This is a genomic window from Micromonospora sp. NPDC006431, assembly GCF_042870725.1.
GTDB lineage: Bacteria > Actinomycetota > Actinomycetes > Mycobacteriales > Micromonosporaceae > Micromonospora.
This window is the reverse complement of sequence record NZ_JBIAHQ010000031.1, coordinates 19,105-39,485: the sequence shown is the minus strand read 5'-3', so window position 1 is coordinate 39,485 and position 20,381 is coordinate 19,105. Positions and strand designations below refer to the sequence as shown.

At 72.5% G+C, this 20,381-nt stretch carries 18 protein-coding genes and 1 tRNA gene; 1 reads left to right on the top strand and 18 read right to left on the bottom strand.

Annotated elements, in window-relative coordinates; all coding sequences use genetic code 11:
* Nucleotides 1-82 precede the first annotated feature (82 nt).
* From ACFYM6_RS32400 to ald, 14 genes are all read right to left on the bottom strand, one after another.
* Nucleotides 83-712 carry a hypothetical protein gene (locus tag ACFYM6_RS32400; protein ID WP_387281271.1) on the bottom strand — a complete coding sequence of 210 codons (630 nt, stop codon included), beginning with the start codon at nucleotides 710-712 and terminating at the stop codon, nucleotides 83-85.
* A 222-nt stretch (nucleotides 713-934) separates the two neighbouring features.
* A complete protein-coding gene (locus ACFYM6_RS32395) occupies nucleotides 935-1,954 on the bottom strand; it encodes a tyrosine-type recombinase/integrase (RefSeq protein ID WP_387281270.1) in 1,020 nt (339 codons plus the stop codon).
* Complete coding sequence (locus tag ACFYM6_RS32390) at nucleotides 1,951-2,286, bottom strand: AbrB/MazE/SpoVT family DNA-binding domain-containing protein (protein WP_387281269.1); 336 nt, start codon at nucleotides 2,284-2,286, stop codon at nucleotides 1,951-1,953. The genes ACFYM6_RS32395 and ACFYM6_RS32390 overlap by 4 nt, the downstream gene beginning before the upstream one ends.
* A 463-nt stretch (nucleotides 2,287-2,749) precedes the next feature.
* Nucleotides 2,750-3,898 carry a hypothetical protein gene (locus ACFYM6_RS32385; RefSeq protein WP_387281268.1) on the bottom strand — a complete coding sequence of 383 codons (1,149 nt, stop codon included), beginning with the start codon at nucleotides 3,896-3,898 and terminating at the stop codon, nucleotides 2,750-2,752.
* Nucleotides 3,899-3,999: 101 nt separating this feature from the next.
* On the bottom strand, nucleotides 4,000-4,959 hold the full coding sequence (locus tag ACFYM6_RS32380) for a tyrosine-type recombinase/integrase (RefSeq protein ID WP_387281267.1): 960 nt from the start codon (nucleotides 4,957-4,959) through the stop codon (nucleotides 4,000-4,002).
* Nucleotides 4,960-5,072: 113 nt separating this feature from the next.
* Nucleotides 5,073-5,146, bottom strand: a tRNA-Pro gene (locus ACFYM6_RS32375).
* 170 nt (nucleotides 5,147-5,316) lie between these two features.
* Nucleotides 5,317-6,723, bottom strand: coding sequence for a ribosome biogenesis GTPase Der (gene der / locus ACFYM6_RS32370; RefSeq protein ID WP_387281266.1), 1,407 nt, complete (start codon nucleotides 6,721-6,723; stop codon nucleotides 5,317-5,319).
* Entirely contained in the window at nucleotides 6,720-7,400 is a 681-nt protein-coding gene (gene cmk, locus ACFYM6_RS32365) for a (d)CMP kinase (RefSeq protein ID WP_387281265.1), read from the bottom strand. Before cmk ends, der begins: the two co-directional genes overlap by 4 nt.
* A 189-nt stretch (nucleotides 7,401-7,589) precedes the next feature.
* Nucleotides 7,590-8,360: a pseudouridine synthase gene (locus tag ACFYM6_RS32360; protein ID WP_357441600.1), complete on the bottom strand. Its 771-nt coding sequence runs from the start codon at nucleotides 8,358-8,360 to the stop codon at nucleotides 7,590-7,592.
* A complete protein-coding gene (scpB, locus tag ACFYM6_RS32355) occupies nucleotides 8,347-9,378 on the bottom strand; it encodes an SMC-Scp complex subunit ScpB (RefSeq protein WP_387281264.1) in 1,032 nt (343 codons plus the stop codon). Before scpB ends, ACFYM6_RS32360 begins: the two co-directional genes overlap by 14 nt.
* A gap of 31 nt (nucleotides 9,379-9,409) precedes the next feature.
* A complete protein-coding gene (locus ACFYM6_RS32350; protein WP_387281263.1) occupies nucleotides 9,410-10,384 on the bottom strand; it encodes a segregation and condensation protein A in 975 nt (324 codons plus the stop codon).
* Nucleotides 10,385-10,425: 41 nt separating this feature from the next.
* Nucleotides 10,426-11,349 carry a ParA family protein gene (locus ACFYM6_RS32345; protein WP_387281262.1) on the bottom strand — a complete coding sequence of 308 codons (924 nt, stop codon included), beginning with the start codon at nucleotides 11,347-11,349 and terminating at the stop codon, nucleotides 10,426-10,428.
* A 189-nt stretch (nucleotides 11,350-11,538) separates the two neighbouring features.
* Nucleotides 11,539-12,546 carry a site-specific tyrosine recombinase XerD gene (locus ACFYM6_RS32340; protein ID WP_387281261.1) on the bottom strand — a complete coding sequence of 336 codons (1,008 nt, stop codon included), beginning with the start codon at nucleotides 12,544-12,546 and terminating at the stop codon, nucleotides 11,539-11,541.
* Nucleotides 12,543-13,658, bottom strand: coding sequence for an alanine dehydrogenase (gene ald / locus ACFYM6_RS32335; RefSeq protein WP_387281260.1), 1,116 nt, complete (start codon nucleotides 13,656-13,658; stop codon nucleotides 12,543-12,545). Before ald ends, ACFYM6_RS32340 begins: the two co-directional genes overlap by 4 nt.
* 287 nt (nucleotides 13,659-13,945) lie before the next feature.
* Here ald and ACFYM6_RS32330 point away from each other — a divergent pair, with 287 nt between their 5' ends.
* Nucleotides 13,946-14,200, top strand: a complete 255-nt coding sequence (locus ACFYM6_RS32330; RefSeq protein WP_083673085.1) for a TM2 domain-containing protein — start codon at nucleotides 13,946-13,948, stop codon at nucleotides 14,198-14,200.
* A 69-nt stretch (nucleotides 14,201-14,269) separates the two neighbouring features.
* On the opposite strand, the gene ACFYM6_RS32325 is transcribed toward ACFYM6_RS32330, so the two are convergent.
* The 4 genes from ACFYM6_RS32325 to ACFYM6_RS32310 all read right to left on the bottom strand — a co-directional run bounded on the left by ACFYM6_RS32325 (nucleotide 14,270) and on the right by ACFYM6_RS32310 (nucleotide 20,320).
* Nucleotides 14,270-14,875, bottom strand: a complete 606-nt coding sequence (locus ACFYM6_RS32325; RefSeq protein WP_387281259.1) for an NUDIX domain-containing protein — start codon at nucleotides 14,873-14,875, stop codon at nucleotides 14,270-14,272.
* A gap of 76 nt (nucleotides 14,876-14,951) precedes the next feature.
* Nucleotides 14,952-16,709, bottom strand: a complete 1,758-nt coding sequence (locus tag ACFYM6_RS32320; protein ID WP_387281258.1) for a CTP synthase — start codon at nucleotides 16,707-16,709, stop codon at nucleotides 14,952-14,954.
* 150 nt (nucleotides 16,710-16,859) lie between these two features.
* On the bottom strand, nucleotides 16,860-19,187 hold the full coding sequence (locus ACFYM6_RS32315) for a hypothetical protein (RefSeq protein ID WP_387281257.1): 2,328 nt from the start codon (nucleotides 19,185-19,187) through the stop codon (nucleotides 16,860-16,862).
* Entirely contained in the window at nucleotides 19,187-20,320 is a 1,134-nt protein-coding gene (locus ACFYM6_RS32310) for a glycosyltransferase family 4 protein (RefSeq protein WP_387281256.1), read from the bottom strand. Before ACFYM6_RS32310 ends, ACFYM6_RS32315 begins: the two co-directional genes overlap by 1 nt.
* Between the last annotated feature and the right edge of the window lie 61 nt (nucleotides 20,321-20,381).

Genomic DNA, 20,381 nt, shown 5'->3' with positions numbered 1-20,381 from the left:
CACCGGACGTCCTCTCCTATGTGCGGCCGCTCCGATTACCCGCCACTCTTTCTCCAAGTTTTTTCAAGGGGGTAACCGCAGGTCATGGGCGAGTCGTCATCGGCGTGACCTTGTCGATCAGGCCGGCGATGACCAGCTGGGCGCGCGGCGAGACGTCGTAGGCGCTCAGCGCGCTGAGCACGACGTCCCGCTCGAGCAGCCCGGCAGCGGCCATGTCGGCCAGCACCCGCTGGGCTCCGTCGCGGCCGTACCCGCGGGCATAACCGTTGTTGCCGTAGCGCACCAGCTCGTCCAGGTACTCGCGCAGCCGCAGGTCCAGCAGGGTGGTCTCGCCGGTGTCAAGGTCGAGCGCGCCGATGGCGCCGGCCCAGCCGGCCAATCGCCATGGACTCGGATGCTCTACCACGACCAGGGCGTTGCCGTGCGCCAGCCGCGTCGCCACCGCCAGCGCCTCCGGCGTGGGTACGTGCGCGATCACCGCCCCGGGGCACACGTCGACGCGCGGAGATCGCGGCGAGGCGTGCCGGCCCTTCAGGTACGGCTCGAATAGCACTTCGCCGTGGTACTCGCCCTTGCGGTCTGTGACCAGGACGGCGGACAGCCGGCGCTGCGCAGCCTGGCCCTCCGCCCAGCGCATCGCCACGGCAGCAGCGGTGACGAACTCCCGGACCGGCTGAAACGGCACCCACGCGGCGGTGAAGTCAGAGATCACAGCCGCCACGGTAGGCCCACCGTATGACACTTTCTCGGATCGAGCGCCCCGCTTGCTGATCGATGCATGGTGAGGTGGGTTGCGGTGTCAACGGCCCGGTGCCGCCTCGGTCGCATCGCCACTGAAACACCCATCCGGGCTGGCGTCGCGATTGGCGCGAAGCCGATTAGGCGGGGTGGGTCTGGACGTAGCAACCAGCCCCACCCCGCGGTCGGTTCGAGCTCAGGCCAGTGGATGGGGCTCGTTGGTCAGGGCCGCTAGAGCGGCGGCGACCTCCTGCAGACTCGCCCGGACATACGTAGTGGTGGTGCCAGCGTCACTGCCGCTGTCGGAGTGCCCGGCGTAGGCGCGCGCCACGGCATAGCCGAAGTTCCGCTCGACCCACGTCAGTGTCGTGTGCCGCAGCCAGTGGGTGCTGATCTGCTGCACGTAGACCCAGGGCAGATGCTCACCGATGCGCACCCACAGATGGTCGTAGCGCCGGTAGGTGATCGGCTGCCCGTTGCGGTAACGCAGCAGCTGGTCAGTTCCCGTCGCCTGGCGTTCCTCGGCATGCTGCTGCAGATGCCTCATCAGCGTCGGCGACACCGGCTGCCACCGCACCGTGTCACCCTTCTCCCGCAGCAGGATGAGGCACTGGTCCGGGTCCAGGTCGACTGGGCGCAGGACCAGCGCACCGCCCCGGCGGCACGCCGTCTCGGTGTGCAGCCGCAGCAGCAGGCTGTCCAGCGCCGGGTCGTCGCCCGTGCTGGCAGCGACGGCGTTGATCTCCGCCAACCTGCTGTCGGCCACCGCTCGTCTGGTGCTGGGTAGCCGCCGCGGCTTGGCCACCTTGAGGGCGGGGTTGTCCACCGCAGCGATGTACCCGTCGGCCACGGCCCGCTTGTACAGGCACCGCAACGCGGCGATCAGATGCTCCGCCGCACTTCGCCCACCCCGGGCGTTGCGCCGGGCCACCACGTGCGTCTTGACGTACTCCGCCAACCGTTCGATCTCCGACGGCGTCGGCTCGTCAATGCGCCGCGTGCCCCACTGCTCGACCACGCGCTTCCAGTACGAGCCGTACGCCCGTCGCGTGCCCGTGGTGACGGCAGCCGCCACGACCGGCACGTACTCGGCGAACGTCGGTGCCGGCGGACGGTCCGACGACGCCGCCACCAGGTCCGCCGGGGAGATGCCCATCCGCGACAGCAGCAGCCGGGCGGCCTCCAGTTCCGCTTTGCTCGCCGTGCCCGCGCTCATGCCGGATCACCACCCAGCACCGCGCGCTCGGCCTGGGCGACCATCTCGTCCAAGGCGATAGGCGGGTACACCACGAGCAAGTTCGCGGCGCGGTCCGCGGTCAGTAGGACGCGCTCGCCGGCTGCGAGCCCGCACCAGTGCCGTACCGCGGCCGGCAGCAACAGGTGCCCTTGGCCGGTGACAGTGAAGACTCCCTGGCGATCTCGGCGCGCGACGATGACGTTTCCGCCTTGACGGATGTCCAGGCGGGCACCGGGTTCCCAGCCCATTGCTCCGATGATCGACCGATCACGGATCCGGCCACTGCTGTCCACCGAAGCCAGGCGATACATCCTCGCCTCGGTGCGCTGCCGCGGGAGCGCAGGCATCGGTAACGGTGCCCGACGCAGCGGGCCACCAGAGCTGGTCCGAGCAGAGCGCCCCTCGTCTGAAAGCAGGACCGGAGGGACGACGGAAGCCACCAAGGGCTCAGCCACATCGACCACCACCGTCGGCCGGCGCGAAGCCGCCGGAGGTGATCGGGAAGATCAGATTCGCGTGGTCAATGACGCTTGACCACCAGTACGTCAGGTACGGCACAGGTGCCGCAAGTTTGTGTCCGAGGGGGGACTTGAACACCCGGTTATCCGTGCTGTCCGTCCCCAGGAGACAAGACGGGCAGGATGTACTCCATCATCAACTTCGGCTTGGCCGTCGGTCATCTAGCGGACGAGCGGGCGCGGTGTCACGCCATGGCGCATGGCGCGATCGCTGGCGCGGGGCGCGCTCCCGCTCACGCCAATACCTGCCTGCTGCCTATTTGCGGTCTTCAAGGTCGAGTCGGTGCCGGTCAGCAGCCGCTCGGGCACGTACTTCGTTGCGGAACGCATCGTCGATCTCGTCGTCCAGTTCGTCGCGGGACACGGTGTCCTCAAGGTCGGCTGAGGAGATGGCGTACTCGCGGTAGAGAAGCCAGCATCCGCGAATGCCGGACAGTAGGTCCTCGAGCATGTCGCGAGCGGGACGCAGCGGGTCCAGAGTGGTCAGCCGAATCGACGCGATCTCGCCAACCGCTTCGGCTCCGCCCGCCCTGAACTGCTCGGCTTCTTCGTCGGCTTCCTCGATCTTCTCTCGTAGGTCATCGATGTCGGGTGCCTCGCCCTCAGCGATCGCCATGCCATCGCAGATCATCCTGGTCACCACGTCTGTCGGCGACAGGCCGATCTCCATCAACTCCAGGAGCGCGGTGGGTGTCGCGTGCGGCAACGCTTCAATGTCGTCGGCCTCTACCAAGACGTCGCTCGCGGCGCCTTTGGAGGCCTCCGCCGCCACGTCGGCGGCCGCCTGCAGCCAGTGCGCCGCCGCCACACATGCCGAGGTCGGATCGAGCTCCAGAAACAACTCTTCTCCGCCAAGCGGGTCATTCATCAGAATCCGGTCGGCAGCGGCAACCTGGACCGGCGAGGCAGCTTGGCGCGTCAGTTGCACGGCCTGCGCCGAGCGTCCCGACAGGTCCCCGAGTTCGGCACCCTCCACCGCCGCTACCTCTGCCTCGACATCGGCGACCACCGCAGCAGTGAGATCCGCGTCCGCGGCAGCGTGCAGGCAACGGCCCACTCGATGGGCGCGTTCCTCCAGCGGGTCGTACGACACCATCAACATCCCGTTGCTGTCAGGCAGGCTCGGCTTCCTGATATGCGCGGTCACGGAAGCAAACTCATTGCGGGTCTGCTCTCGCCGCCAGCCCTCGGAGTTGATCTCCAAGCTGTCAGCGGCGCTCGCCGGATGCGTATAGCAGCGCCAGAGCGCCTTCGACAAGCCCGACAACTCGGCTGCCAACGCCAGCCGCTGTCGTGGCTCGATGCTCGCCGCGAGCGGCGCGACCCGAATCGCGACAGACCCGCAGCCGGTCTCCCAGGTCGCCACAAGCTCGCTGCGGCTCTCGTCGACCGCGTACCGCGTCATCGCCACCCCTCCCCCGAAGGCCCGCCGCAGCCTACCGGTAACGACGCGATCACGCACGGCCCTGGGCCCTGCCGTGCGTGATCGCGTCAGCCATCCGAAAACTACACTCGCTCGCCGATTCCCAGTCGTGCCTGCGTCTCCTGCGCCCGCTCGGCCGCCGCGCTCGCACCGTAGTGACGGGGCATGTCCTCCGATGTCCAGCCCAACAGGAGCATCAGGTCTCCAGTGTCCCCACCGGCGCGCTTCCACTCGTGGGCAAAGCTGTGCCGCCACCGGTGCGCGTGCACATCCGGCACCCCGGCCGCTTTACCCAGCCGCTTGAGGAGGATCTTGATGCCGTTCGGATTCAAGGCCGCGCTGCCTCGTTCCGCCAGCCACAGGTTCGGCAGGGCGGCGCCCTTGTGCTTGCCCCGGGCCCGCAGGTAGCGGCTGAGCGCCCGGGCGGTCTTGGGTCCGAACCGTACCCGCCGGTCCTTGGCGCCCTTGCCGTGGAAGTGCACTGACTCGGTGTTCAGGTCGATATCTGCCATTAGGAGGTTGCCGACCTCGGACAGGCGGGCGCCAGTGTTGCAGTACAGCCGGATCAGCGCTTCGTCGCGGAGGTTGGCGAAGCCCTTGCCCTTGCACGCGTCGAGGAGCTTGCCGGTGTCCTCGTCGCGCATGACCGGGATCAGCTTCCGGGGCGTCTTCGGCTGCCGAACCCGCTCCATCGGCGATCGGTCGATGGCCTGCTCGTCGACCAGCAGCCACTTGAAGAACTGCTGCAACCCCTTGTGCTTGTTCAACGCGGTCGACGCGGACCTGGTGTCGATCATCCACGCCTGGAACGCCTCCACGTGCGCCCGCGTCACCGCACACGGATCCTCGGCCGCATCCTCGGCATCCGGATCCGGCGAGTGCTCCCCCAGATAGCGGCCCAACTGCGCGGCGGCGAGCAGGTAGTTGTAGCGGGTGGTCTGCGGATAGTTCCCGGCCCGCAGCGACCGGTCCCAGTCCCGAAGGAACCCGGCCCAGGTCCGGGATAGTCCGACGGTGAGCTTCTGAAGATCGAGGAGTGGCATGACAACCTGCCCGAGTCAAGGAGTCCAACAGCGGCGTGCTAGACCGGGCATTCATGCCAAGCAATGAAAAGAGGGTTTCCGCAAGTCGCTGACCTGCGGAAACCCTCTCGCTGTCGGGACGGCCGGATTTGAACCGACGACCCCTTGACCCCCAGTCAAGTGCGCTACCAAACTGCGCCACGTCCCGATGCTCCCGCTGGTCGTGCCCGCGGCAGCCGGTACAGCTTAGCGCAGGATCTTCCCGGTTGCGCAGAGGCCCCTCCCGCGTCGCGGGCGCCCGGCCCCACTCCCCCTAAAGCGTCCTAGGAAAGGAGAAGCCGCCGGGGAGGCCCCGGCGGCTTCAGGACGGGCGGAGACTCAGCCGTGGGCCTTGCCGCGCCCGCCCGGGCCCACCTTCTTGCGCGGGCGTACCGAAATCTCGATCGGGGTGCCCTCGTAGCCGAACTCCTCGCGGAGCTTGCGCTCGACGAACCGCTGGTAGCCGGCGTCCAGCGGACCGGTGGTGAAGAGCACGAACCGCGGCGGGGCCACCCCGGCTTGGGTAGCGAACAGGATGCGCGGCGCGCGACCACCGCGCACCGGGTGCGGGGTGGCCTGGACCAGGGCGGTGAGCCACTGGTTGAGCTGGGCGGTGGGGATGCGGGTCTCCCAGCTGGCCAGGGCCTTGCGCAGCGCCGGGGCGAGCTTGTCGACCGCCCGGCCGGTCTTCGCGGACAGGTTGAGCCGGATCGCCCAGGGGATGCGGCGCAGCTCCCGGTCGATCTCCTTGTCCAGGTAGTACCGGCGGTCGGCGTCGACCATGTCCCACTTGTTGAACGCGATGACCAGGGCCCGCCCGGCCTCGACGACCATGGACAGGATCCGCTGGTCCTGCTCGCTGATCACCTCGCTGGCGTCGAGCAGCACCACCGCCACCTCGGCCGCCTCGATCGCTGAGGCGGTCCGCAGGCTGGCGTAGTACTCGGTGCCGCTGGCCTTGCCGACCCGCTTGCGCAGGCCGGCGGTGTCCACCAGCTGCCAGGTCTCGCCGCCGATCTCCACCAGGCTGTCGACCGGGTCGACGGTGGTGCCGGCGACCGAGTCGACCACCGCCCGCTCCTCGCCCGAGAAGCGGTTGAGCAGGCTGGACTTGCCGACGTTGGGGCGGCCGACCAGGGCGACCCGGCGCGGGCCGCGGGGGCGGTACTCGACCACCTTCGGGGCCTCGGGCAGCGCCTCCATGATCGCGTCGAGCAGGTCGCCGGAGCCGCGCCCGTGCAGCGCGGAGACCGGGTACGGCTCGCCGAGGCCGAGCGACCACAGCGCGGTCGCCTCCATCTCGACGGCGGTGTTGTCGGCCTTGTTGCCCACCAGGATCACCGGCTTGGCGCTGCGCCGCAGCATCTTCACCGCGGCCTCGTCCACATCGGTCGCGCCGACCGTCGCGTCCACCACGAAGAGCACCACGTCGGCGGTGGCGACGGCGGTCTCGGCCTGCGCGGCGATCGCGGCGGCCCGGTCCTTCGCGTCCGGCTCCCAGCCGCCGGTGTCCACCACGGTGAACGCCCGGCCGTTCCACTGCGCGTCGTACGGGACGCGGTCGCGGGTGACGCCGGGAATGTCCTCGACGACCGCTTGGCGGCGGCCGATGATCCGGTTGACCAGCGTCGACTTGCCCACGTTGGGCCGGCCGACCACGGCCACCACGGGCTGCGGGCCGGACGGTTCGCCGGCCTCGAGTTCGGGGTCGCGCAGCTCGACCCAGCCGCCAAGTTCCTCGGTCACGCCAGGCCCCGTTCGGTAAGCAGCGCCCGCAGCCGGGCGACGACCTCGTCGATGCCCAGCTCGGTGGTGTCCAGCACGACCGCGTCGGGGGCCTGCTGCAGCGGGTTGACCTCGCGGGTCGAGTCGAGCCGGTCGCGGCGGGCCAGGTCGGCGGCGGTCGCCGCGATGTCGGCGGCGTCCTCGGCGCTGCGTCGCTGGGCGCGGGCCGACTCCGAGGCGGTCAGGTAGACCTTCAGGTCGGCGTCCGGGGCGACCACCGAGCCGATGTCGCGGCCCTCGACCACGATCCGGTCGGAGTTGGTGATCATCTCCCGCTGCCGGGCGACGAGCTGCTCGCGGACGGCCGGCACGGCGGCCACCGCGGAGACCGCGGCGGTCACCTCCGGGCCCCGGATCTCCTTCTCCACGTGGACGCCGTCGGCGATCACGCCGTACCCCTGGGGGTCGGTGCCGATGCGCAGGTCGACCTCACCGGCGACCTTGGCCACCGACTCGAGGTCGGTCAGGTCGACGCCGGAGCGCAGCACCGCCCAGGTGACCGCCCGGTACATGGCGCCGGTGTCGAGGTAGCGGGCACCGAGGCTGACGGCGAGCCGCCGCGAGACGGTGGACTTACCCGAACCGGATGGCCCGTCCACCGCGACCACGCACCGTCCGGTCCGTTCGTTCTGCCCCACCGTGTTCCTCCTCAGCCCGTATCTCGCGGGTCGCCGGTTCCTCCGGCGCCGTTGAGCGGTTGTCCATCGTCAATGATGCCCGCCGTCGCGGGACGGCCCGCGCACGGTGCCGCCGGGCGCGATCCGCGCCACGACGGCCCGCTGGACCGCGACGAAGCCTACCGTCAGCGGTACCCGGAACGTCCGGGGTCAGTCGCCTACCGCTTTGAACAGGGCGGCCACCTCGGCGTTGGTCAGCCGCCGGGTCCGCCCGGCGCGCAGGTCACCCAGCCGGATCGGCCCCATCGCGGTCCGCACCAGCCGGCTCACCGGGTGCCCCACCTCGGCCAGCAGTCGCCGGACGATGTGCTTGCGCCCTTCGTGCAGGCTCACCTCCACCTGGGCGGTCTTGCCCAAGGTGTCCACCACCTTGAACGAGTCGACCTTCACCGGCCCGTCCTCCAGCTCGACCCCGGCGGCCAGCCGCTTGCCCAGGTTGCGCGGGATCGGACCGGTGACCTCGCAGAGGTAGGTCTTCTGCACCCCGTACGACGGGTGCATGAGCCGGTGGGCGAGGGTGCCGTCGTTGGTGAGCAGCAGCAGGCCCTCGCTGTCCGCGTCGAGCCGCCCCACGTGGTAGACCCGCTGCTCCACCCGGTTGCCGAGGAAGTCCGACAGCGCCGCGCGTCCCTTTTCGTCCGCCATGGTGGAAACCACCCCGCGGGGCTTGTTCATGGCCAGGTAGACCAGCCGGGTGTCGGCCTGGAGCCGCTCCCCGTCGACGTGGATGACGTCGTGCGCCGGGTCGGCCTTGTCGCCGAGCTGCGCGACCCGGCCGTTGACGGTGACCCGGCGCCGGAAGATCAGGTCCTCGCAGGCGCGCCGCGAACCCACCCCGGCGGCGGCGAGCACCTTTTGCAGGCGCTCGGCGCCCTCGTACACGGGGGCGTCGGGTTTGGGGGCACGGTCATCGCGTCGCATCGGCAAGCTCTTCTACGTCGTCGGGGAGGAAGGGGGCCAGGGGCGGCAGGTCGTCCACCGAGTTCAACCCCAGCTTCTCCAGGAACATGGTGGTGGTCCGGTAGAGGAAGGCCCCGCTGTCCGGTTCGGTGCCGCACTCCTCGACCAGGCCACGGGAGACCAGGGTACGGATCACCCCGTCGCAGTTGACGCCCCGGATGGCGGAGATCCGCGACCGGGTCACCGGCTGCTTGTAGGCGACCACTGCCAGGGTTTCCAGCGCGGCCTGGGTGAGCCGCACAGACTGCCCGTCCAGGATGAACCGCTCCACGTAGGTGGCGTATTCCGGGCGGGTGTAGAGACGCCAGCCACCGGCGGCCCGGCGCAGCTCGAAGCCGTGCCCGGCGGCCGTGTAGCCGGCGGCGATGTCGTCGAGCATCGGGCCGATCCGCTCCGGGGACTGTTCCAGCACCTGGGCCAGGGTCAGCTCGCTGACCGGCTGGTCCACCACCAGCAGGATCGCCTCCAGCGCGCCGCGCAGCTCGGCGTCGCTGAGCTCCGGCGCGGGCTCCGGCGCCGCCGTCACCCGCCGCCGCCCCGCCGCCTGCTTCAGGCGTACGCCCGCACTACCGCCCTCCCCCGCCAACTCCCCGCCGACCGCCTCCGTCGGCGCCTCGGAGATCTTGGTACCGCCCGGCCCCTCCAAGGGCACCGCCGCACCAAGATCGGCGGCCGGGTCAGACGGCGTGGGGATCTTGGAAGGGGGCGAATACTCCGGGGACCCGTTCCTGCGGAGATCAGCGGCGGGCTCGGGCTCGGCAGTGGTGGGCGTGGGCTCAGCGGCGGGCTCGGGCTCCGGGGTGGCGGGCTCGGGCGCCGCCGCTGCGGTCGCGGCAGGCTCGGCCGCCGCGGCGACCTCCGGATCTGCCTCAGCGGTGGGCTCGGCGGGGGCGGATCTCGCGGGTGCGGGGCGCTCCCAGGGCGGGACCCAGGCGGCGGCCTGGTCGGCCAGGGAGTCGCGGCCCTCCTCGTCGCTCATGCCGGCACTCCGCTTCGCTCGCTCATCGGGGTCACTCCTGCGTCGTTGCCGGGTCGTCGCCGGCGGTCGCGGCCGCCGGGGCGGCCGGCTCCGGGGAGCCGGCGTACTCGTCGATGGTCAGCTCGGTGTCGCCGTCGGCGGAGCCGGTCCAGCGGACGGTCAACTCCTCCAGGGCCTGCTCCTGGACGAAGGCGACCAGCCCCTGCCGGTAGAGCTCCAGCAGGGCGAGGAAGCGGGCCACCACCTCCAGGGTGATCTCGCAGTCGGCGCAGAGCAACGAGAAGGTGGCCGTGCCGGCCCGGCGCAGCCGCGCCGAAATGATCTCCGCGTGCTCCCGGACGCTGACCCGGACCATGTGCACGTGCGCGATCGACACCTCGGGCACCGGCTTCGGGGTCATCGCCTTGAGCGCCAGCTTGAGCAGCCGGTCCGGGCCGATGCCGAGCACCAGGTCCGGCAGCGCGTCGGCGTACCGGGGTTCCAGGGTGACCGCCCGGGGGTAGCGGCGGCCGCCGACCGCCTCCAGTTCGGCGAGGTGCGCCGCCGCCTCCTTGTACGCCTTGTACTGCAGCAGCCGGGCGAAGAGCAGGTCCCGGGCCTCCAGCAGGGCCAGGTCCTCCTCGTCCTCCACCTCGGCGGCGGGCAGCAGCCGGGCCGCCTTCAGGTCGAGCAGGGTGGCGGCGATCAGCAGGAACTCGCTGGTCTCGTCCAGGTCCCACTGGTCGCCCATGGCCCGGATGTACGCGATGAACTCGTCGGTGACCTTGTGCAGGGCCACCTCGGTGACGTCGAGCTTGTGCTTGCTGATCAGCTGGAGCAGCAGGTCGAACGGGCCGGTGAAGTTGGCCAGCCGGACGGTGAAGCCGCTGCCCTCCCCGGCGGCGGCCGCCTCGACGGTGGCCGGGCCGGCGGGCAGCACGCCGTCGACTTCGGCGGCCAGCTCGGCGGCGGCCACGGAATCGCCGGCGTCGGGTGACGCCGGCGGGTCGAGGGGCGGTGCGGTCACCGGAAAACCGTAGTCCACGCTCCGGACACCCGGCGTTCGGCCTATCGCTCCGCCTGGGCGGCGATCACCTCACGGGCCAGTTGCCGGTAGTTGCGGGCGCCGGAGGAGGCCGGGTCGAGGGTGGTGATCGGCGCGCCGGCCACGGTCGACTCGGGGAACTTCACGGTCTTGGTGATCACGGTCTGGTAGACCTTGTCGCCGAACGCCTCCACCACCCGCTGGAGCACCTGCCGGCAGTGGGTGGTGCGGCTGTCGTACATGGTGGCGAGGATGCCTTCGAGCTCCAGGTCGAAGTTGAGCCGCTCGCGCACCTTGTCGATGGTGTCCAGCAGCAGCGCGACGCCGCGCAGGCTGAAGAACTCGCACTCCAGCGGGATGAGCACGCCGTGCGCCACGGTCAGCGCGTTGATCGCCAGCAGGCCCAGCGAGGGCTGGCAGTCGATCAGGACGTAGTCGTACTCCTTGCGGACCGTCTTGAGCACCCGGGCCAGGGCCATCTCCCGGGCGACCTCGTTGACCAGCTGGATCTCGGCGGCGGAGAGGTCGATGTTGGCGGGAAGCAGGTGCAGCCCGGCCACATCGGTCTTGATCAGCACGTCGTCGGCGGTGACGTCGTCCTGCATGAGCAGGTTGTAGACCGACAGGTCGAGGTTGTGCGGGTTGACGCCGAGACCGACGGAGAGAGCGCCCTGCGGGTCGAAGTCCACCAGCAGCACCTTGCGGCCGTACTCGGCCAGCGCGGCACCCAGGTTGATGGTGGTGGTGGTCTTGCCGACGCCACCCTTCTGGTTGGCCATCGCGATGATCCGCGCGGGCCCGTGCCGGTCGGTCGGCATCGGCTCCGGGATCGGCTTGCGCATGGTGTACGCGGCCGGGTCGGCGGGGCCGAGGTCGGAGCCGAGCGTCGCCTGCTGCTCGCGGAGCTCCGACGTCCAGGTCTCGGCACGGTTCTCGTTGCCAGCCATGTCCTCGTTGCCCCCTCCCGACGACCACCCGGTGTCGGAGCCGTCCGACGTCCTTCGCGGCGCCGCTGCGCACCCCGGTGTCGCCCATGAGGTCCGCGCCGATGCCGACTGTACGCCACCCGCCAGCAGCGCGTTCGGTACCGGGTCGGCGTGTCGGCCGGCCGACGGCCCCGAGCCGCCCGCCACCGGTCAGCCGCGGGCCCGCGGGTGGGCGGTCGCGTACACCTCACGCAGCCGGTCCACAGTGACCAACGTGTAGACCTGGGTGGTGGTCACCGAGGCGTGACCGAGCAGTTCCTGCACCACCCGGACGTCGGCGCCGCCGTCGAGCAGGTGGGTGGCGTAGGAGTGGCGCAGGGTGTGCGGGGATGCCGCGCCGGGGCCGTCCACCGGCAGGCCGGCCCGCTCGGCCGCGCGGCGCAGGACGGCCCAGGCGCCCTGCCGGGTCAGCGGTCCGCCGCGGGCGTTGACGAAGACGGCCGGGGTGCCCCGCCCGGTGGCGAGCAGCGCCGGACGGCCCCGGACCAGCCAGGCGCGCAGCGCCTCGACGGCGTACCCGCCGATCGGGACCAGCCGGGTTCGCCCGCCCTTGCCGCGCAGCAGCACCGTGCCCTCGTCAAGGTCCAGGTCGTCCACCGCGGCGCCGACCGCCTCGGAGATGCGCGCCCCGGTGCCGTACAGAAACTCCAGCAGGGCCCGGTCGCGCAGCGCGCGGGGCGCCGCGTCGCCGGCGGCGGTGACCGGGCCGGCGGTCTCCAGCAGCCGGAGCACGTCCTCGACCGGCAGGGCGCGGGGCAGCCGGCGGGGCGGGGTGGGCGGGCGGACGTCGCGGCTGGGATCGGCGCCGGCCAGGCCCTCGCGCAGCGCGAAGCGGTGCAGGCCGCGCACGGCGCTGGCGGCGCGGGCGGCGGAGGACACGGCCAGCGGCGGGTGCTCGGCGTCGCCGGCCCGCAGCCGGGCGAGATGGCTCTCCACCTCGGCGGCGCCGACGGCGGCCAGGTCGGTCACCCCGGCGCCGGCCAGGGTGGCCAGGTAGCGCTCCAGGTCGCGGCGATAGGAGGCGAGGGTGTTCGCGGAGAGTCCCCGCTCGACGGTGAGATGGTCCAAATAGCCCCGGACGGCACGGCGCAGGGCCGGCGCGGGCTGCTCGCCCGGGCCGGCCCCGTCCACTGTGCTGGTCAGGCTGTCGCCCCTCAACCGATGACGTCGGCCAGCGGGAGGACGTCCATGCCGTGCGCCTCGGCGACCGGGCCGTAGACCACGTGACCGGCGTGGGTGTTCAGGCCCAGCGCGAGCGCCGGGTCGACCCGCAGCGCCTCCCGCCAGCCGCGGTTGGCCAACTCCAGGGCGTACGGCAGGGTGACGTTGGTCAGCGCGTGGGTGCTGGTGTTCGGCACCGCGCCGGGCATGTTCGCCACACAGTAGAAGATCGACTCGTGCACCTTGTAGACCGGGTCGGCGTGCGTGGTGGGACGCGAGTCCTCGAAGCAGCCGCCCTGGTCGATGGCGATGTCGACGAGCACGCTGCCCGGCTTCATCCGGGAGACCAGTTCGTTCGAGATGAGCTTCGGCGCCTTCGCGCCGGGGACCAGCACCGCGCCGATGACCAGGTCCGCGTCGAGCACGGCCCGCTCGATCTCGTACGCGTTGGAGGCGACGGTCTGCAGGTGGCCGCGGTAGATGGCGTCGGCCTGGCGCAGCCGGGCCACGTTCTTGTCCAGCAGCAGCACCTCGGACTGCAGGCCGAGCGCGATGGCGGCGGCGTTCATGCCGGAGACGCCGGCGCCGATGACCACGGTCTTGGCCGCGTACACGCCGGAGACGCCGCCGGGCAGCACGCCCCGGCCACCGCCGGTGCGCATCATGTAGAAGGCGCCGACCTGCGGGGCGAGCCGACCGGCCACCTCGGACATCGGGGCGAGCAGCGGCAGCGAGCGGTCGGGCAGCTCGACGGTCTCGTAGGCGATGCCGGTGACCTTGCGGTCGAGCAGCGCGTCGGTGCAGTCCCGGGAGGCGGCCAGGTGCAGGTAGGTGAAGAGCACCTGCCCCTCACGCATCCGGTGGTATTCCTCGGCGATCGGCTCCTTGACCTTGAGCACCAGCTCGGCGGCGTCCCAGACCTCGTCGGCGGTGGGCAGGATCTTCGCGCCGGCGGCGGCGAACTCGTCGTCGGTGATGCTGGAACCGACGCCCGCGCCGGACTCGACGAACACCTCGTGGCCGTGGCGGGTGAACTCGTTGACGCCCGCGGGCGTGATCGCCACCCGGTACTCGTGGTTCTTGACCTCGCGGGGGATTCCGACCTTCACGATGCAGACACCTTCCTTCGGGGCTGCTCACCCCGGCTGCGGCGCCGCGGCGGCCCCTTTGCCGACGCAGTCCACCGGTCCCGCCGGCGGCAGTCTAGGCCCGTGCGAACTCCGCGGAGGGCAGCACAGTGACATCCGGTGCCCGGTGGTCCTGACGATGTGTCAGGCATGAACCGGGCTGGGCGGTGGAGCCGCATCAGCCGTCAGGACACTATTGGATAAACATCGTCCCACCGTTGGAGTGCCAGTGCGGACAGGACGCCTCTGGATCACTAGGGTGTCCGCTCATGACCACTCCTTACCAGCAGTACCCCCCGCAGGGTGTCTCGGACAAGAGCAAGATCGTCGCCGGCATCCTGCAGATCCTCCTTGGCGGTTTCGGTATCGGCCGGTTCTACATGGGCGATGTCAAGATCGGCGTGATCCAGCTCGTGGTGACCCTGGTGACCTGCGGCTTCGGTGCGATCTGGGGCCTCGTCGACGGCATCCTGATCCTGGTCAACGGCGGTGTCGACGGCCAGGGACGCCCGCTGCGCGACTGAGCGCCGGCATCGACGAGCGGGGCCGCGCGGTGTCACCACCGCGCGGCCCCGCTGTCTGTCCGATCCGGCTCAGCGGGGCAGCGGCGCCCCCGGCCGGCGCAGCTCGGTGAAGCCGGTCTCCTGGGCCCGGGCGGCGGCGAGCACCCCGGCCACGCAGGCCGCGTTGGTGATCTCGCCGGCCAGCACCATCCGCACCGCCTCGTCGAGCCCGACCCGGACCACCTGCAGGTCGGCCTCCTCGTCGCGCCGATCGTGCCGCTGGTCGGCGGGCACGTCGGCGAGATCGCGGGCCAGGAAGACCCGGACCACCTCGTTGGAGAAGCCGGGCGAGCTGTGCAGGTCGACCAGGACGTCGATGGTCCCGGCGGTCAGGTCGGCCTCCTCGGCCAGTTCCCGGGCCGCCGCGGCGGCCAGGTCCTCGCCGCTGACGTCCATCAGCCCGGCCGGCAGCTCCCACAGGTGCCGGCCGACCGGGTGCCGGTACTGCCGGATCAGCACCACCTGGCCGGCGTCGTCGAGCGCCACCACGGCCACCGCGCCGACGTGGGTGACGTAGTCGCGGGTCGCGGTGCCGCCGCCCGGCATGGTGACGTCGTCGCTGACCACCTGGAAGATCCGGCCGGACCAGATCTCCCGGTGCGCGGTCACCTCGTACCGGTGCTCGACCGCGCTCACGCCGCCCCCTCGCTCCGCTCCACGGCGGCGCGAGGCGCCGCGCCGCTGCACCTGCTGGCTCGCTCGCTCCGCTCGCTCACGGCGCGGACGTCGCCTTCGCCGCGGCGGCGGCGCCGTTGCGGCTCGCCTTCGCGGCTGCGGCCTCCGGCGGGGCGGTCGCCAGGTCGACCGGAAGCTGATCGGCCTGGGAGTACGCGACGGCGGCCTTGACGAACGCGGCGAACAGCGGGTGCGGCCGGGTCGGCCGGCTCTTCAGCTCCGGGTGCGCCTGGGTGGCCACGAAGAACGGGTGCAGCTTCCGGTCCAGCTCGATGAACTCGACCAGCCGCCCGTCCGGCGAGGTGCCCGAGATCTGCAGGCCGGCCTTGGTGAGCTGGTCGCGGTAGGCGTTGTTCACCTCGTACCGGTGCCGGTGCCGCTCGCTGACCTCGGTGCTGCCGTACGCCTCGGCGACCAGCGAGCCCTCGGCCAGCTTCGCCGGGTACGCCCCGAGGCGCATGGTGCCGCCCAGGTCGCCCTTGCCGGCGACGATGTCCTCCTGGTCGGCCATGGTGGCGATGACCGGGTGCCGGGCCTCCTCGTCGAACTCCAGCGAGTTCGCCCCGTCCAGGCCGGCCAGGTGGCGGGCCACCTCGATGGTCATGCACTGCAGGCCGAGGCAGAGGCCGAGCAGCGGGACGCCGTTCTCCCGGGCGTACCGGGCGGTGCCGATCTTGCCCTCGATGCCGCGGACGCCGAACCCGCCCGGGATGACGATGCCGTCCACGCCGGCCAGCGCGGCGGCCGCCCCGGCCGGGGTGACGCAGTCGTCGCTCGGCACCCAGCGCAGCTGCACCCGGGCCCGGTGGCCGAAACCGGCGGCCCGGATCGCCTCGCTCACCGACAGGTACGCGTCGGGCAGGTCGACGTACTTGCCGACCAGCGCCACGGTCACCGTGTGCTGCGGCTGGTGCACCCGCTCCAGCAGGTCGTCCCAGCGGGACCAGTCGACGTCACGGAACGAGACGCCGAGCCGGCGCACCACGTACGCGTCGAGGCCCTCACGGTGCAGCACCTTGGGGATGTCGTAGATGCTCGGCGCGTCGGGGGCGGCGGTGACCGCTTCCCGGTCCACGTCGCAGTAGAGGGAGAGCTTCTCCTTGACCTTGTCCGGGATGTCCCGGTCGCAGCGCAGCACCAGGGCGTCCGGCTGGATACCGATGCTGCGCAGCTGCGCCACCGAGTGCTGGGTCGGCTTGGTCTTCAGCTCGCCGGACGGCGCCAGGTAGGGCACCAGCGAGACGTGCAGGTAGAAGCAGTTGTCCCGGCCCAGGTCGTGGCGGACCTGACGGATCGCCTCGAGGAACGGCAGCGACTCGATGTCGCCGACCGTACCGCCGACCTCGGTGATCACGATGTCGGGCACCTGGCCGTCGGCGTCCGGCTCACCCATGCCGAGGATCCGCGACTTGATCTCGTTGGTGATGTGCGGGATGACCTGGACGGTGTCGCCGAGGTACTCGCCGCGCCGCTCCTTGGCGATCACGGCCGAGTAGATCTGCCCGGTGGTGACGTTCGCCTTGCCGGACAGGTCCCGGTCGAGGAACCGCTCGTAGTGGCCGACGTCGAGGTCGGTCTCGGCGCCGTCCTCGGTGACGAAGACCTCGCCGTGCTGGAACGGGTTCATCGTTCCCGGGTCGACGTTGAGGTACGGGTCGAGCTTCTGCATCACCACGCGCAGCCCGCGCGCGGTCAGCAGGGTGCCGAGGCTGGAGGCGGTGAGGCCCTTACCCAGCGAGGAGGCGACGCCCCCGGTGACGAAAATGTGCCTGGTCGTCCGTGCTGAAGGGGCCAAGGCCTGCTCCCGTGTCGTCCGTAGCGGTCGTGCGAACCGCCGTGCCGACCACCGAAGTGATCACGCGATCCACGGGATTCCACGGTAACACGTTTCCCGGCCCGGACCGGCGTGGCACCCGGCGTCGGCGCACGTGAAGCCGGGTCCGGCTCACGCCGTGGGGACCTCCGTCGATGCCGGGCGGGCCGGGGCGGGCACCCGGGCCGGGCGCGCGTCGGCCCGGGCCTGCGTGCCCTCGTCGGTTTCCGAGGCGCCGGAACCGCCGCCGTCGTCGGCACCCGGGTCGGCGGTTCGGGGCGGGTGCCCGCTCCTGACATGGTCCCCGTCGTCACCGGGGCCGCCCGGCCGCAGCCCGCTCTCGTCGCCCGGCCGGCCGCTGCCCGGCTGGGTGCGGTCGGTGGAATGGTCGAGCACCCGCAGGGCCGCCAGGGCCGCCATCGGCACCACCAGGGCACCTGCCGCCCCGGCCACGTCCAGCGCCGAACCGCCCAGCACCCCGCCGATGCCGGCGGCCACGCCGGTGCCGGCCATCGCCGCCCGGATCGCCGGGTAGATGCCGAACAGCCGCATCAGCCCGCCCCAGGGCTGGAGCAGGGCCAGCCAGACCAGCGCGGCACCGGCCAGGGCCAGCACGGTGAGCGGGCTGTCCACCAGGGTCTGCAGGTTGGCGGCGCTGGAGCGGTGCACGGTGAGCCCGCCGGTGCCGTCGCCGAGCGCCGCCAGGAAACGGCCGACGCTGCCCCGCTCGACCGCCGGGCGGCGCAGGTCGACGACCGCGTAGCCGATGGTCAGCGCCAGCGCGGCCATGGTGGCCCAGGCCAGCCGGCTCACGGTCAGCCAGCCACCGGTGCAGATCGCGGCGGCGACGCTCACCCCGGCGGTGAGCGCGATCGCGCCGGTCGAGTCCGCCCCCAGATACGGGCTGCCCACGACGACCACGGCGGCGCCGCCGACCGCGACCATCATCATCAGGCGCCAGGCCCGGGGCACGCGCTGCGCCAGCCAGCCGCCGCAGAGCAGCGAGCCGGCGACGAACACGCCGAGCCCGACGGTGCCCAGCCCGGTGTACCGGCCGCCCTCCAGGGCGGAGTATCCGATCACGCCGTTGAGCTGCAACCGGGAGCCGGTGAGCACGTCCACCCCGACCACCAGCGCGGCCAGGCCGGCCACCGCGCCGAGCGGGCCGAGGGTGCGCTCGTAGCCCGGACTGAACCGGACGGCGGCCGTGCCACCGACGATCAGCAGGACGGTCACCAGGCCGAACCACCAGCCGGCGTACTCCCCCCGCCACCACGGCGCCGCATCGGCGAGCAGGGCGGCCGGCACGGCGAGTGCGGCGGCGATCAGCAGCAGTTCCACGACCGCCACCACCCGCCGGGACACCGGTTCGGGTCCGTGCGGGCCGGCATGCCGGCGGGCCCGGCGCAGCAGGGGCAGCACCGCGACGGCGAGGGCCACCTGGGCGGCCGCGAGCAGGCCGAAGAACCAGCCGGCGACGCGGCGCTGGGCGGCCGCCTCGCGGTCCGCGTCGGCCGGCGCGTCGATCGCGGCACGCAGGTCGTCCGGCCGGCCGCCGACCGACACAGCGGGCCGGCCGAGGAAGAGCCGCTCGGGCATCGGCCGGCCCAGCGCGGCCAGGGCGGTCGGGGCCAGGTCGACCAGTTGCAGGTAGCCCTCCCGGCCGGTGCTCGGCGAGGTCAGCCAGCCCCGCTCCCAGCCCGGACCGTGGGCGATGGCCACCTGCAGCCGGGACGGCGCCTCGGTGTCGCCGACGCCGGCGACCAGCACCGCCGAGCGGGGCGGCCGGGCGGCGAGCACCCGGGCGAGCTGGGCGTCCACCTGCCGGGCCTGGGCGGTCCGGGTCGCCGGGTTCTCACCGTCGACGCTGCCCAGGTCGACGATGCTCAGCACGCACGAGCCGAGCAGCCGGGCCGGAGCGGCGGGCAGGACCGGCTCGTACCGGTCGACCCGGCCGAACGGGCGGGCGGCGGCCACCGCGGCACCCGGCCCGACCGCCACCGAGCAGCGCACGGACTCGGGCAGCGCGCCCGGGGTGGCCCCCCAGGCGAGCTTGTCCTGGTTGTACGCGACGACGCTCTCCTGGTCGGGCAGGTTGGCGCCGAGGCTGTCGGGCCGCTCGACGGTCACTCCGGCGGCCGGGCAGCCACCTGCCGGGCGGCTGCCGTTCCAGGCGGCGAAGTTGCCCGCGCCGAGGGTGAGCCAACCGTCGACCGGGCAGGTGGGCCGGTGCGCGGAGCGTACCGAGAGGGAGCCGATGGAGCCCTCCTCCGCCATCCGCCACAGGGTGGGGGTGGTCTCCGGGTCCACGTCGTCCCAGCGCAGCCCGGCCACCCCGGCCAGCACCACGAAGTCGGCGCTGCGGCCGGGGCTGCCGTGCTGCGGCCGGGCGGTCAGCGCGGTGACGCCGAGCACCACCACCAGCAGGGTCAGCAGGACCGGGGTCAGTCGACGCAGCATCACCGGGTCCCCGTTGACAGCTCGGGCGCCAGTTCGGCGTAGAGGGCGGCCAGGGTGGCCACCGTGTCCGCCTCGGTCGGCCAGGTCGCCGCCCGGGCGGCGCCGCGGCGGGCCAGGTCGGTCCGCCCGGCCTCGTCGTCCAGCAGGGCGCGCACCGCCGTGTCCACCGCGTCGACGTCGCCCGCCGGGATCAGCACCGCGCCGTCGCCGACCAGCTCCGGCAGGCCACCGACGGCGGTCGCCACCAGCGGTACGCCGGCGCGCAACGCCTCCTGGGCGAACAGCTGCCGGGCCTCCCAGTCGCTGGTCACCACGGCGAGGTCGGCGCCGGCGAGCAGGTCGGCCACGTCAGTGCGGTGCCCGAGCAGGGTCACCGGGGCCCGGGCGGCCGAGATCCGCGCGGCGAGCTGGAGGTACGCGGGCCCACTGCCGGCGATCACCACCACCGGCGCCGGGTTCCGGGTACGCCACCGGGCGGCGGCATCGACCAGGATGTCGTACCGCTTCTGCGGGTGCAGCCGGCCCACGGAGAGGATGAGCGGGCGGTCGGCGGCGACCCCGAACTCGGCGCGGACGGCGGCCCGGCGGCGGCGCGGCGGCGGCAGCGTCGGCGCGGCGACCGGGGCGAGGCGGGCGTCGGCGGCGCCCAGCGCGGCGGCCCGCGCCACCAGGTCGTCGGAGGCGCCCAGGGCGACCCGCACGGAGCGGGCCACGATCCGCTCGGCGAGCCGGGACAGCCGGCCGCGCAGCCCGCCGGCGAGGACGGCGTTGTGCCAGGTGACCACCAGCGGGGCGGCCGGCCGGGCGAGGACGGCGACCAAGCCGGCCCGCAGCCCGTGGGCGTGCACGACGTCAACCTCGGCGCCGGACAGCGCCCGGCGCAGCGCGGCGACCGCCCGCGCGTCGGCCGGCGTGGGGCTGGCCGGGATCTCCACCGGCGCGAACCGGGCACCCACCCCGGTGAAGTCGAACTGGTCCTGGGTGGCGGCCGGGCCGCAGACCAGCACGGACGCACCGGCGGCGGTCAGGCCGCGGGCCACCGAGCGGATGTGCTGCCCCACCCCGCCGGTGCTGGAGGCGAGCACCAGGGCGACCGAGCCGGGCCACCGCGGCGCCGCCGAGGCGCCCGTCATTACGCCCCCTCCGTTCGCGACTGCGGGGCTCGCAAACCCGGCTCACTCCTCGCGCTCACCG